Here is a 12622-nt window from a genome sequence, read left to right on the forward strand (position 1 = left end):
ACGACAAGGAGACCGCGTATGAAGCGGACAGTTCTGGCTCTCGCCGCGGCGGCGGCCCTCGCGGTGTCCGGCTGTGCCGCGAACGCGAACAGCAACAGCAACGGCAGCGGCGCGGAGGACGCCGGCGACACCCTGGTCGCGGCCTACTCCGAAGGCGGCAAGACGCTCGACCCGGCCGAGGCGAACGACGTCACCTCGGACACCTTCGTGGTGGCGGCCTACGACCAGCTCGTCACCTACGCCCGGACCGAGGACGGCGGCAAGCCGAAGGCGAAGACCGACCAGATCGTGCCGATGCTGGCCGAGTCCTGGAAGGCCAGCGCGGGCAACACGTCGTACACCTTCAAGCTGCGGGCGGACGCCAAGTTCCAGGACGGGGCGCCGGTGACCGCGGACGCGGTGGTGAAGTCGTTCGACCACATCAAGGCGTCCAGCTCGGCGAGCTTCCTCTACAAGATGGCCGGGATCGCGAAGGTCACCAAGGTCGACGAGCAGAACGTCAAGATCGACCTGACCGCCCCGAACCACCTGTTCCTGCAGATCCTGCCGATGTACTCGTTCTCGATCATCGATATGGACAAGGTGGCGCAGAACGGCGGCGCCAAGTGGCTGGCCACCAACACGGCCGGTTCGGGCCCGTACAAGATCACCAAGTGGGACCCGTCGACCGAGGCCGCGATGGCCCGCAACGACTCCTACTGGGGTGACACGCCCAAGCTGCGTCAGGTGAACGTGAAGTTCATCGCCGAGGCGTCGAACCGGGTCCAGCTGCTCAAGAAGGGTGAGGTCGGCCTCGCGCTCGAGGTGCCGCCGAAGGACGTGCAGTCGCTGAAGGCAGCGGACGGCGTGACGATCGACTCGCGGGCCGGCAACAAGATCCTGTTCTTCGCGATGAACAACAAGATCAAGCCGTTCGACGACCCGCGGGTCCGGCAGGCGGTCTCGTACGCGATCCCGTACGAGAAGCTGCTGAACGACGTGATGAAGGGCCAGGCGTCTCCGATGAAGTCGTCGGTGGCCAGCTCCACGCCGGGATTCACCGACGCCGGCTACACCTACACCCACGACCTGGACAAGGCTCGTGCGCTGCTCGCGCAGGCCGGTCTGCCGCAGGGCTTCAGCTTCGACTTCACGCTCGGCTCCGGCTTCGACGACTGGAACGACGACGCGGTCCTGATCCAGGCCGAGCTGGCCAAGATCGGCGTGAAGATGAACATCAAGAAGATGGCGCGGCCGCAGTTCCTGGAGGCGCTGGAGACCAAGAAGGTCCAGGCGTACATCACCCGCTGGACGTCGTTCGTCAACGACCCCGGCTACCACCTCGGCCTGCTGCTCACCAGCCAGGGCTCGAGCAACTACGCGAACTTCTCCGACCCGGTCGTGGACAAGGCCTGGCAGCAGGCGTCGACCGAACCGGACGTTGCCAAGCGCAACAAGCTGTACGGCGCCGCGCAGCAGGAGATCAACACCAAGGCGCCGTGGGCGTACCTGTATGAGTACAACATCGTGGTCGCGCACCGCGCCGGGCTCGACGGCTACACGTCGTACCCGGACGGCATCGTCCGTTTCTTCCAGCTGAGCGTGACCAAATGAGCTGGGAGACGAAGGTCCTCGCCGAAATCGAGGCGACCGCGGACGAGCTCGTCGAGCTGGCCGGTGACCTGATCCGGATCCCGAGCGAGAACCCGCCGGGGGACTGCACCGAGGTCGGTGAGTTCATCGCCGCCGTACTGCGGAAGGCGGGCGTCGAGGTGGACGTCCTCGACGCCGGCCAGGGCCGCCTGAACGTGGTCTCGCATCAAGGTTCGCCGGGTGATCGGCACCTGGTGCTGGCGGGGCATTCGGACGTCGTACCGGTCGGTGACGTGAGCCGCTGGAGCTTCCCGCCGTTCGCCGGTGACGTCGTCGACGGGTACCTGCGCGGCCGCGGCGCCAGCGATATGAAGGCCGGTCTCGCCGGGATCATCCACGCGTACGTCGTGATGCACCGGCTCGGCGTACCGCTCGGTGGACGCTTGTCGCTCGCCGCGGTACCCGACGAGGAGGCGGGTGGGCCGCTCGGCGCGGACTGGCTGCTCGATCAGGGCGTGCTGGACGGTGCGACCGGTGCGGTGATCGCGGAGCCGGCCGAGCGGACGCACCCGACGATCGGGCAGAAGGGCAGCAACTGGTTCCGGCTGACGGTGTCCGGTCGGCCGGGTCACGGGAGCCTGCAGCCGTTGCACGGGACGAACGCGAATCTCCAAGCGGCGAAGGCGATTCTCGCGTTGCAGTCGCTATGGGAGATGGTCCCGGACGCGCCGGCCGAGGTACGGGAGCTGATCGCGCGGTCGCAGGTGTTCGCGGAGGAGCGGGAAGGGTACGCGCCGGGCATCGGCGCGGTGTTCGACCACGTGACGATCAACGTCGGGAAGATCACCGGGGGCAGCGCCACCAACGTGGTCGCTGACAAGTGCGTTGTCGAGATCGACACCCGGGTGCCGATCGGACTGACCCGCGCACAGGTTCTGCAGCGGGTGGACGAACTCTTGGCGGAGGCCGGTGTCGAGGCGACGGTGGAGCCGCTCGGGTTCCGCAGCGAGCCGAACTGGACGCTGCCGGACGACCCGATCGTGGTCGAGCTGGTCAGTTCACTGCGCGAGCTCACGGGTGAGCCTGCGGAAGGTGTGCTGCAGTGGGCGTCGTCGGATGCGCGGACGTTCCGCAGCCACGGCATTCCGGTGCTGCAGTACGGTCCGGCCGAGTTGTCGACAATCCACGGATTCGACGAGCGCGCGCCGGTCGCGGACGTCGTACTGTCGGCCAAGACCTACGCCCTGACCGCCCTGCGCTATCTGGGTGTGGCCGATGAGTGATGTGTTGACTGTCGACAATCTGACGGTGCGGATCGACACATCGCGCGGGCCGATCACGCCGGTGCGCGACGTCAGCCTGCGCATCCCGCGCGGGAAGATGCTCGGGCTGGTGGGGGAGTCCGGCAGCGGTAAGAGCGTCACCGCGATGACGATCACCCGGCTGCTGCCGCGACGGAACGTGCACGTGACGGGCGGGCGGATCGAGTTCGACGGGCGGGACCTCACCAACCTGTCGGACCGGTCGCTGCGGGCCGTGCGGGGCAAGGACATCGCGACGATCTTCCAGGAGCCGATGACCGCGCTCAACCCGGTGCTGACCATCGCCGACCAGGTCACCGAGCCGTTGCGCGTGCACCTCGGGCTGTCCCGCCGGCAGGCCGCGGACCGTGCGGCCGAGCTGCTCGACATGGTCGGCATCCGCGACACCGCCCGGGTCCTGCGGGACTACCCGCACCAGCTGTCCGGCGGGATGCGGCAGCGCGTGATGATCGCGATGGCGATGTCGTGCGAGCCGAAGCTGCTGATCGCGGACGAGCCGACGACCGCGCTCGACGTCACCACCCAGCTGCAGATCCTCGAACTGGTGATGGACCTGCAGCAGAAGCACGGGACGTCGGTCCTGCTGATCACCCACGACCTCGGAGTCGTCGCGCAGACCTGTGACGAGGTCACGGTGATGCACGACGGCCAGGTGCAGGAGACCGCACCGGTCGAGCAGATCTTCGAGGCACCGCAGGCGGACTACACGAAGCGGTTGCTGAGCTTCTTGCCCTCCAACCGGGAACGTTCGCGCACGGCTCGTCCGGCCGAAAGACCCGCGCTCCTGGAGGTCTCCGACCTGGTCAAGGTGTTCCCGGGCCGGCGGCGGCGCGGACGGCGTACCGAAGCTGTCGCCGCGGTGGACGGCGTGAGCTTCAGCGTGGCGCCTGGCCGGACGCTGGCGATCGTCGGCGAGTCCGGATCGGGCAAGTCGACGACCGGGCGGGCACTGCTGCGGCTGCACGAGCCGACGTCCGGATCGGTCAGCTTCGACGGCGTCGACCTGATGGCGTTGCCGGCCGAGGAGCTGCGGGCGATGCGGGCCCGGATGCAGATCGTCTTCCAGGACACGTACGCGTCGCTGGATCCGCGGTGGACGATCGAACGGACACTGGCCGAGCCGCTGCGGCTGCACACCGACCTCGAGGCCGCGGGGATCCGCGAGCGCCTGGTCGAGGTGATGGAGCTCGTCGGGCTGGAGGCCGGGCACCTGGAGCGGTTCCCGCACGAGTTCTCCGGTGGTCAGCGGCAGCGGATCGGCATCGCCCGGGCGTTGCTGCTCAACCCGTCGCTGGTGGTCTGCGACGAGCCGGTGTCCGCGCTCGACGTGTCGGTGCAGGCGCAGGTGCTGGAGCTGCTGAAGGACCTGCAGGACCGGCTCGGCCTCGCGTACGTCTTCATCTCGCACGACCTGTCGGTGGTGCGGCTGATCGCCGATGAGGTCCTCGTGATGAGCCGCGGCAAGGTCGTCGAGCACGGCACGGTCGACGAGGTCTTCGCCGCGCCGAAACACCCGTACACCAAGGCGTTGCTGGCCGCTGTGCCGTCGCCCGACCCGCGAGCGCGCCTCGACCGCGCCCAGCGCCGCGAACTCGTCGAAGCCGGAACCAAGGAGGCAGTCGCATGACAGTCCTGGGTGTTGTGACCATTGGGCAGTCGCCGCGGAGCGACATGGTTCCGGAGATGCGGCAGTGGTTGCCGTCGTCGGTCGAGGTTCGCGAACGGGGTGCTCTGGACGGGCTGTCGGCGGCCGATCTGAAGACGCTCGCGCCGCGGCCGGGTGACGAGACCCTGACCACCCGGCTGCGCGACGGCTCGTCGGTCGTGATCGGCCGGGCGGGCGTCCTGCCCCGGCTGCAGGCTGCGATCGAAATCCTCGAGGCAGGCGGCGCGGACGTCGTACTGATCGTCTGCACCGGCGACTTCCCGCCGTTCCGCCACAGCCGCCCGTTGCTGCTTGCGGGTCCGCTGCTGACCGCGGGCCTGTCCGCGCTGGCCGGTGACGCGCTGGTCGGAGTGGTGTGTCCGCTGGCGGAGCAGGAGCAGCAGTCGTACGAGAAGTTCGAGCACCTGGACCAGAAGATCAAGGTCGCGTGGGCGACGCCGTACCAGCCTGGTCTGACCGAGTTGGAGAACGCTGCCCGGTCGTTGGCCGCGGAGGGCGCGCAGCTGCTGGTTCTCGACTGTATGGGGTACACGCAGGAGCATCGTGAAGCGGCCGCGACCGCGTCCGGGCTGCCTGTGGTCCTCTCTCGTTCAGTCGTCGCTCGACTCACTGCGGAGCTGACATGACCACTCGTACGAAGACCAAGCACCCGCGGGCGTTCGAGCCCGCCACACTGGCGCTGCTGGTTGTCTGCGCGGCCGTCGGCGCGGTCATCGGTCTGCAGATCATCACCACCCTGGGCGTCACGCCGAACACCGCGCTGATCGGTGTCCTGGTCGCGGTCGCGCTCAGCCGGGTGCCCCTCGCCGTACTGCGTCCTTTCCGGTCGGTGCATCGGCAGAACCTGGTCCAGTCGACGATCTCCACCGCGACCTTCGCGGCCGCGAACTCGCTGCTGCTGCCGATCGCGATCCCGGTCGTCCTCGGCCGGCCCGGACTGGTCTGGCCGATGCTGATCGGCGCCGGACTCGCGATGCTGATCGACTTCGTGATGCTGTACTGGCTCTTCGACTCGAAGGTCTTCCCGGGATCGGGCGCCTGGCCGCCGGGGGTCGCCGCGGCCGAGGCGATCAAGGCCGGCGACGAAGGCGGCAAGCGGGCCGCGCTCCTGGGGGCCGGTACGGCGGTCGGTCTGCTCGGCTCGTGGCTCGGCGTTCCGATGTCGGCGTTCGGGGTGGCGTTCATCGGGAACGTGGTCGCGCTGACGATGTTCGGCGTCGGGCTGTTGGCACGGGGCTACAGTGCGGACCTGTTCGGAGTGGACATCGCGGCGCACTACATCCCGCACGGGCTGATGGTCGGCGCCGGTCTGGTGGCGTTGATCCAGGCCCTCGTGGTCGTGTTCCGCGGCCGCCGTACGCCGGATCCCGCCGACTCCACCGAGTCCACTGCGGAGCGTACGACGTACACCCGCGACGACTCCGCCGCCGGCCGCGGTCTCGGCCGCGGTTTCGTCCTGTACGTCGGCGCGGCGATCCTGCTCGCGATCACCGGCGGACTGGTCGGCGACCTGGGGTTCGGAGAGCTCGTGCTCTGGGTGCTGTACGCGGCGGTGTCGTGCATCATCGCGGAGTTCATCGTCGGATTGTCGGCAATGCACTCCGGCTGGTTCCCGTCGTTCGCGACGTCGCTGATCTTCCTCACGATCGGCATGCTGCTCGGGTTCCCGCCGATCGCGCTGGCGTTGCTGGTCGGGTTCATCGCGGCCGGCGGACCGGCATTCGCGGACGCCGGGTACGACTTCAAGGCGGGCTGGCTACTGCGCGGGCGGGGCAGCGACCCGGCGTTCGAGCTGGCGGGGCGGCGGCAGCAGCTGTTCGCGGGCGTCATCGGGATGGCGGTCGCGGGTGCGGTCGTCGCGCTGACCTACCACGTGTACTTCGACCGCGACCTGTTCCCGCCGATCGTGCAGGTCTACGCCAAGACCATCCAGGCCGGTGCCGACCAGGACCTGATCGGCAAGTTGCTGCTCTGGGCCGTGCCGGGCGCGATCATCCAGGCGCTCGGCGGCGCGAAACGCCAGATGGGCATCCTGCTCGCCACCGGCACGCTGATCGTCAATCCGATCGCCGGCTGGACGGTGCTGGCGGGGATCGTGCTGCGGGTCGCGTACCGCCGCTGGAAGGGCCCCGAGGCGGAGTCGCAGATGACCATCGCCGCGGCCGGCTTCATCGCGGGCGACGCGTTGTGGGGCTTCGGCAACAGCCTCGTGAAGACGAAATTCTGACTAGGAGAAACAGATATGGCATGGCGTGAAGTTCTCGACCTGTACGACCTACTCGACGATGCGGCTGCGTCCGGGACGGCGGTGGCCGGCTGGCTGAAGGCACATGGTGTCGACGACGTCAGCGTGACGACGGTGCAGGGCGACAAGGGCAGCACCGATTTCGTCCGGGCAGTCATCCCGGGCAGCCGGGGCCGGAGCGCCGGTGGCGATGCGCCGACGCTGGGGATCATCGGGCGGCTCGGCGGACTCGGAGCCCGGCCGGAACGGATCGGCTTCGTGTCCGACGGCGACGGGGCGCTGGTCGCGCTCGCGGTGGCCGGCAAGCTGGGCTCGATGCGGCAGCGGGGCGACCAGTTGCCGGGTGACGTGATCGTCGCGACGCACGTCTGCCCGGACGCCCCGACCCGTCCGCACGATCCGGTGCCGTTCATGGATTCGCCGGTGGACGTCGGCGCGATGAACGAGCACGAGGTCGAGGACGCGATGGAGGCGATCCTGTCGGTCGACACCACCAAGGGCAACCGGGTCGTGAACCACCAGGGCTTCGCGATCTCGCCGACGGTCAAGGAGGGCTGGATCCTGCGCGTCAGCGAGGACCTGCTCGACCTCGCCTCCCAGGTGTCCGGGCGGCTGCCCGTCGTACTGCCCCTGACGATGCAGGACATCACGCCGTACGGGAACGACGTCTACCACATCAACTCGATCCTCCAGCCCTGTACGGCGACCTCCGCGCCGGTGGTCGGCGTCGCGATCACCACCGAGACCGCCGTCCCCGGCTGCGGCACCGGCGCGACCGACCTGACCAGCGTGGAGTCGGCCGCCCGCTTCTGCATCGAGACCGCCAAAACCTACGGCGCCGGCACAGCGTCCTTCTACGACAAGGCCGACTTCACCCGCCTCACCGAGCGCTACGGCAGCATGCACCACCTCCAGACCATGGGCTGACAGACGCTTTACGGTGGGGGTGTCTGTTCCCGCTCGGGCCCCGGGCGAACGACCGGACCTGGGAGGATTGTGTGCCGAATCGGGCAGAAGATCCTCCCCAACCCGGTGATCTCATCGCGGCCAGGATTCAGCGATGGCTGATCATCATTCCGACGCGCTGCTCACCCGTACCGCTCGCGCACACGGAGTAGGCGTACTTGTGGTGGTCGATCCACTGGAATCCCCGGGAGCAGGTACCCAGGAGGGCCTGCGCACTCGTTGCCGGGCCGATGGCAGTGACCACGGCCGTCGTACTCCACCCGCACCGCTTGAGTCTTCTACGGTGGGGGTGTCTGTTCCCGCTTGGGTCGTTCGTCGGTGGGGTGAAGACACTCTGGAGGAGAGCCGTGAAGTACTTGCTGATGATCTGTGGCGACGAGTCGGCTGCTGCGCATGCCAATGACGGGTGCGGCGGCTGGACGGAGGAGATGGAGTCGCGGGGGGTCGTGGCCGGTGGCGCCGGGCTGCGGCCGCCGGACGAGGCGACCACGGTGCGGGTGCGGGAGGGCGAGCTGCTGCTGACGGACGGGCCGTTCGCGGAGACGAAGGAGCAGATCGGCGGGTTCGTGCTGATCGACTGCGCGGACCTGGACGAGGCGATCGAGATCGCGTCGAAGCACCCCGCGGCCGGTTACGGCATGATCGAGATCCGGCCCGTGTTCGAACCTCCGGTGCTGGAACCGCCGGTGTGACGTTCGAGGAGATCTATCGGCAGGAGTGGGGCCAGGTGGTCGCCACTCTCATCCGGCTCACCGGGAACTGGGAGCTGGCGGAGGAGTGCGCGCAGGAAGCGTTCGCCGCGGCCCTGCAGCGGTGGCCGAACGACGGCGTACCGGATCGGCCCGGCGCGTGGCTCACCACGACCGCACGCAACCGCGCGATCGACTGGCTGCGCCGTGAGGCAGTGGGTGCACAGAAGCTGCAGGAGGTGGCTGCGATGACGTACGACTCAGAGCCGCCGTACGACGTACCGGACGACCGCCTGCGGTTGATGTTCACCTGCTGCCATCCCGCACTGGCGATGGAGGCACGCGTGGCGTTGACGCTGCGGACGCTGGCCGGCCTGAGTACGACGGAGATCGCGCGGGCGTTCCTGGTGCCGGAGACGACGATGTCGAAACGGCTCACCCGCGCGAAGCAGAAGATCCAGCACGCGGGCATCCCGTACCGCGTCCCACCCGCAGACCTCCTGCCGGAGCGGACACCCGCCGTACTGGCGGTCCTGTACCTCCTCTTCAACGAGGGGTACTCCGATGTTGTCCGGAGCAACCTGACCGGTGAAGCGATCAGACTGGCCAGACTGCTCGTCCAACTCATGCCGGACGAACCTGAGGCCGCAGGACTGCTTGCACTGATGCTGCTGCACGACGCGCGCCGCGACACGCGTCTTGCAACGGACGGCGCACTGGTCACGCTGGACGAGCAGGACCGCACCCAGTGGGACCACACGCAGATCACCGAAGGCGTAGACCTCCTCGACGCCGCTCTACGCCGCGGCGAGCCCGGCCCGTACCAAGTCCAAGCCGCAATCGCAGCCTGCCACGCCACCGCCCGCACGGCCGCGGATACCGACTGGCCCCAGATCGCCGCCCTCTACGCCCAACTCCCGCAGACCCCCGTAGTAGCCCTCAACCGCGCCGTGGCAATAGGCATGGCAGACGGCCCAGCCGTAGGCCTACGCCTAGTAGAAGACCTAGCAGCCGGCCCCCTCAACGGCTACCACCTCCTCCCCGCCACCCGAGCCGACTTCCTCCGCCGCCTGAACCGCCACCCCGAAGCCGCCACCGCCTACCGCGAAGCCCTGACCCTGGCCACCACAGACGCCGAACGCCTGTACCTGGAGAAGCGGTTCGCTGATTCGCTCATTTGAAATGCCCCCGCGCGCGTACTGTGGCAAGAGGGGGAGGGGGCGCAATGGTGGGGGAGACCGATTGGGCCGCGATCGCCGGCGAATTCAGCCGCCGAGAGCTAACAGCACTGACAACGACGCTTGAGAGCAGCAACGACGCGTTCCGGAAGATCGTCGACCGTGCACTGGACGATGAGGACGTTTCCGCAGAGTTCGCACGGGCCTGGACCGCGGCGGGCCGGCAACCCGGAGAAACGCTCCTACTAGCCGCTTATCTCTACGCGCGATGTCAGGCGGAGTGGGAGCTGACCGGTGACTACGACAGGATCAGCGCGGCCATCGACAGCGCTCGCCGAGGCTGGGAGCAGTGCGACAGGCCGGAAGGCTTGGATGACCCGGCCACAGACTTGTTCCTCCAGCACGTCGCATCTCTGCCGGAGTGCATGAATGCCGAGGGAGCGGTGAACAGCTCCTGTCCGGTCGCGCTCGAGGATCACGCGGCAGCCGTGGCGGAAGTCAACTCGGCGATCCTTCGATCGATCAAGAGCACCCGCAACCTGGACGCCTCGAGCTTCGGCCGATTCCTGTCCGAGATCGTCGAGAAACACATAGTCACGTACGAGGCGGTCGCCGCGGTCGCCCACGCCGTACTGGGCTGGCTCCTGCAAGGCTCCGACGCCGTCCGTGCGCTCGAGGCATGCATGGCACGGCTCGAGAAAGCCGAGTCCAGTGCGCTCCTGGCCAACGACGTCTACGCCTCGGAGCTGCGTGCGCACAGGTATGCCTTGCAAAGCTTGGCTGAGCACACACCCGGTCCAAGGATGCCGGAGCTGACGGTCGACGAGGCCCGCCTGATCTACTGCTATCCGTTCGCCGTCCCGCCGAGTGTCAACTGGGAGGATCTCGGGGAGGCGGACGTCCTGGCCGGTGCGCGACCGCAGCTTGCCGACAGGTTGCAACTCTCCGACATCTGGAACGAGAAGGTCTACAACGGCCTCGTGGTGACGCTGCCGCCGATCAACATCCGCACGACCGCCGGCCTCGATCTTCGCCATACTGTCGAGCTTCGGCTCAGCAATCTCGGCAATCACTACATCCGGATCGAGCACGCCAGCGGCGAGCTGGGACTGCACGACATCTACCAGGGATTCCGTCGAGCCTTGCCCATCATGGGCGAGGAGACGGTGACCTGGCTCGAGGGCGGCGACGGCCGATCGTGGAAGCGCCTCCACGAGTTCGCGAACGGAGTACTCGAGGACCTAGCCATGCAGGTCGCTAACGCGAAGCTGAGCGAGTGGTACGCGGATCTTCAGAAGAACTTCCACGTCGTGCTGGAGATCAGGCGGGCGCGGGTTCGCGTCGCCGGCGGTGACGAACGCGAAGCGACCGGTGCGGACATCACCGCAACGGCCGGGAAGCTGTTGCTGAACCCGATCACCAGCTATGCGACCGCGCTCGAGGAATGGACCCGTCGACAGGTGCCGGAGGTCCATAACCTGTGCGGAGACGCCGGATACGACACCGACCTGCTGGCCCGTACCGACAACACGACGCTTCTGGTGCTTCCCGGTAGTCCGAACTGGGTCTACCTCGGCGAGGAGGAGAAGGTCGAGTTCGTTGCCTCGCTTCCCCCACTCCTGCAACGGTGGCGCCAGGAACTGCGAGATCTGAAGGATGCACTGGCCAACCCGCTGAAGGCCCGAGATTTGGAGAAAACCAAGCGCAGGCAGGTGGAAGAGGACCGGATGAGCCTTGCCCGCCACGTGGCCGAGGTCCGTCTCTGCCTCGATCGGTTGCACAGCCAGCGCCTGGTGCCGGCCGGAGTGCAGCGTCGGCAGGTCGACAGGCTGTACGAAGCCGCGGGTCTGACTCGGTACGAACGCGAGATCGATGAGGAGATCCGCGAGGTCGAGGCGCTCTACGCGCTGGTCGCCGCGTATGTGGGCGTTGTCGAGGAGCACAAGGCGCGCGACGAGGAGCACAAGGCGCGTGCGGAGGAGCAGCGGGCGCGCGCGGAGGAGGTCGCGACCAGCAAGTACCAGGGGAGGATGCAGGCCGCCCTGGGGGTGCTGGCGGTGCTTTCGCTGGTAGGTCTGTTCGACGCGATCAATCAGTTCACCCAGGCATCCGCTGCCGATCGAGTGCCGTCGGTGTGGGCCTCCGTGGAGCTCGCGTTCGTCCTGCTGACCGCGACCGCGATTGCAGTGGGTTTCTGGCTGACGGGACGTCGGGGAGGTAAGCATGGACACGGTGTCTGACCGGTCGGACGTGGAGTATGTCGACTCCTGGCACTTGGCGCCGGAGCAGCTTGAGCGCCTGTACGACGAGGTGCTCAATCCGAGCTTCCCCGTCGACGAGTTGGAGCCGCGGGACCAGTTGCTGCCACGGCTGGCGCAGGAAGACAGCGGGGTCTGCTGTCGCGTCGCGGTCGATGCGGATGGACGGGGCGTGGCCGCGATCATCGCCGACATCTACCCTGCGGCTCGTGTGCTGCTGTTGGCCTATCTGGCCGTTCGATCGGACCTCCGTGATCGAGGCATCGGGAGTGGACTCGCTCGCGACGCCGTACCGGGCTGGATCGCGAGGTATCAGCCTGCGCTGGCTGTCGCGGAGGTGGAAGATCCACGCTTCAACGCCGACAGCGAGGCTGCCGGGTATGGCGACGCAGACTTGCGGATGCAGCTGTACGACGGTTTCGGTGGGCTGATTCTGCCGGTCCCGTATGTGCAGCCGGCCCTCACCGCCGGAGCTGAGCGGGTCCGGAACCTGTTGCTGATGGTGTTCCACGCCGCCCCGGAGGTCTGTCACGGTCAGCGGCTCGACCCCGAGTTGCTCGTGCGGTTCCTGACGGACTACTTCACGGTGTGCGAAGGCAGCACTCCCGTGGACGCCGAGTTCACCGAGTTGCTCGACGCCTGCAAGCGCGTGGACGGTATCCCGCTGATGAAGCCGTCCGAATATCTCTCGGATTGAGTGTCTGTCCCGGCGGAAGTCGTTCGTCG

The 12622-nt window shown here is 67.8% G+C and carries 11 protein-coding genes; 10 read left to right on the forward strand and 1 reads right to left on the reverse strand.

The genetic code is table 11. The features are described from left to right. The first annotated feature begins 18 nt into the window (after positions 1 to 18). From E0H92_RS28595 to E0H92_RS28620, 6 genes are read left to right on the forward strand one after another with little or no spacing between them, the layout of a single operon-like run. Positions 19 to 1593 (forward strand): ABC transporter substrate-binding protein, encoded by a 1575-nt coding sequence (locus E0H92_RS28595; protein ID WP_131463414.1) that lies wholly within the window; start codon positions 19 to 21, stop codon positions 1591 to 1593. Then, positions 1590 to 2855, forward strand: a complete 1266-nt coding sequence (locus tag E0H92_RS28600) for a M20 family metallopeptidase (protein ID WP_131498459.1) — start codon at positions 1590 to 1592, stop codon at positions 2853 to 2855. Before E0H92_RS28595 ends, E0H92_RS28600 begins: the two co-directional genes overlap by 4 nt. After that, entirely contained in the window at positions 2848 to 4521 is a 1674-nt protein-coding gene (locus E0H92_RS28605; RefSeq protein WP_131498460.1) for an ABC transporter ATP-binding protein, read from the forward strand. The genes E0H92_RS28600 and E0H92_RS28605 overlap by 8 nt, the downstream gene beginning before the upstream one ends. Next, complete coding sequence (locus E0H92_RS28610) at positions 4518 to 5186, forward strand: AroM family protein (RefSeq protein ID WP_131291183.1); 669 nt, start codon at positions 4518 to 4520, stop codon at positions 5184 to 5186. Before E0H92_RS28605 ends, E0H92_RS28610 begins: the two co-directional genes overlap by 4 nt. Next, positions 5183 to 6787 (forward strand): OPT/YSL family transporter, encoded by a 1605-nt coding sequence (locus E0H92_RS28615; RefSeq protein ID WP_131498461.1) that lies wholly within the window; start codon positions 5183 to 5185, stop codon positions 6785 to 6787. The genes E0H92_RS28610 and E0H92_RS28615 overlap by 4 nt, the downstream gene beginning before the upstream one ends. A gap of 15 nt (positions 6788 to 6802) precedes the next feature. Continuing rightward, positions 6803 to 7732, forward strand: coding sequence for a DUF1177 domain-containing protein (locus E0H92_RS28620; RefSeq protein ID WP_131498462.1), 930 nt, complete (start codon positions 6803 to 6805; stop codon positions 7730 to 7732). 127 nt (positions 7733 to 7859) lie between these two features. Here E0H92_RS28620 and E0H92_RS44320 read toward each other — a convergent pair whose 3' ends face one another. Then, positions 7860 to 8015, reverse strand: coding sequence for a hypothetical protein (locus E0H92_RS44320; protein ID WP_165550083.1), 156 nt, complete (start codon positions 8013 to 8015; stop codon positions 7860 to 7862). A gap of 103 nt (positions 8016 to 8118) precedes the next feature. Between E0H92_RS44320 and E0H92_RS28625 the strand changes: the two genes are divergently transcribed. Genes E0H92_RS28625 through E0H92_RS28640 form a run of 4 tightly spaced genes read left to right on the forward strand, consistent with a single transcriptional unit; the run spans position 8119 to position 12593 of the window. Continuing rightward, a complete protein-coding gene (locus E0H92_RS28625) occupies positions 8119 to 8463 on the forward strand; it encodes a YciI family protein (protein ID WP_131498463.1) in 345 nt (114 codons plus the stop codon). Next, positions 8460 to 9641 carry an RNA polymerase sigma factor gene (locus E0H92_RS28630; protein ID WP_131498464.1) on the forward strand — a complete coding sequence of 394 codons (1182 nt, stop codon included), beginning with the start codon at positions 8460 to 8462 and terminating at the stop codon, positions 9639 to 9641. Before E0H92_RS28625 ends, E0H92_RS28630 begins: the two co-directional genes overlap by 4 nt. Before the next feature lie 44 nt (positions 9642 to 9685). After that, positions 9686 to 11878 (forward strand): hypothetical protein, encoded by a 2193-nt coding sequence (locus E0H92_RS44325; protein ID WP_165550084.1) that lies wholly within the window; start codon positions 9686 to 9688, stop codon positions 11876 to 11878. Then, positions 11862 to 12593 (forward strand): hypothetical protein, encoded by a 732-nt coding sequence (locus tag E0H92_RS28640; protein ID WP_131498465.1) that lies wholly within the window; start codon positions 11862 to 11864, stop codon positions 12591 to 12593. The genes E0H92_RS44325 and E0H92_RS28640 overlap by 17 nt, the downstream gene beginning before the upstream one ends. Positions 12594 to 12622: the final 29 nt, after the last annotated feature.

The organism is Kribbella speibonae (assembly GCF_004331375.1).
GTDB lineage: Bacteria > Actinomycetota > Actinomycetes > Propionibacteriales > Kribbellaceae > Kribbella > Kribbella sindirgiensis.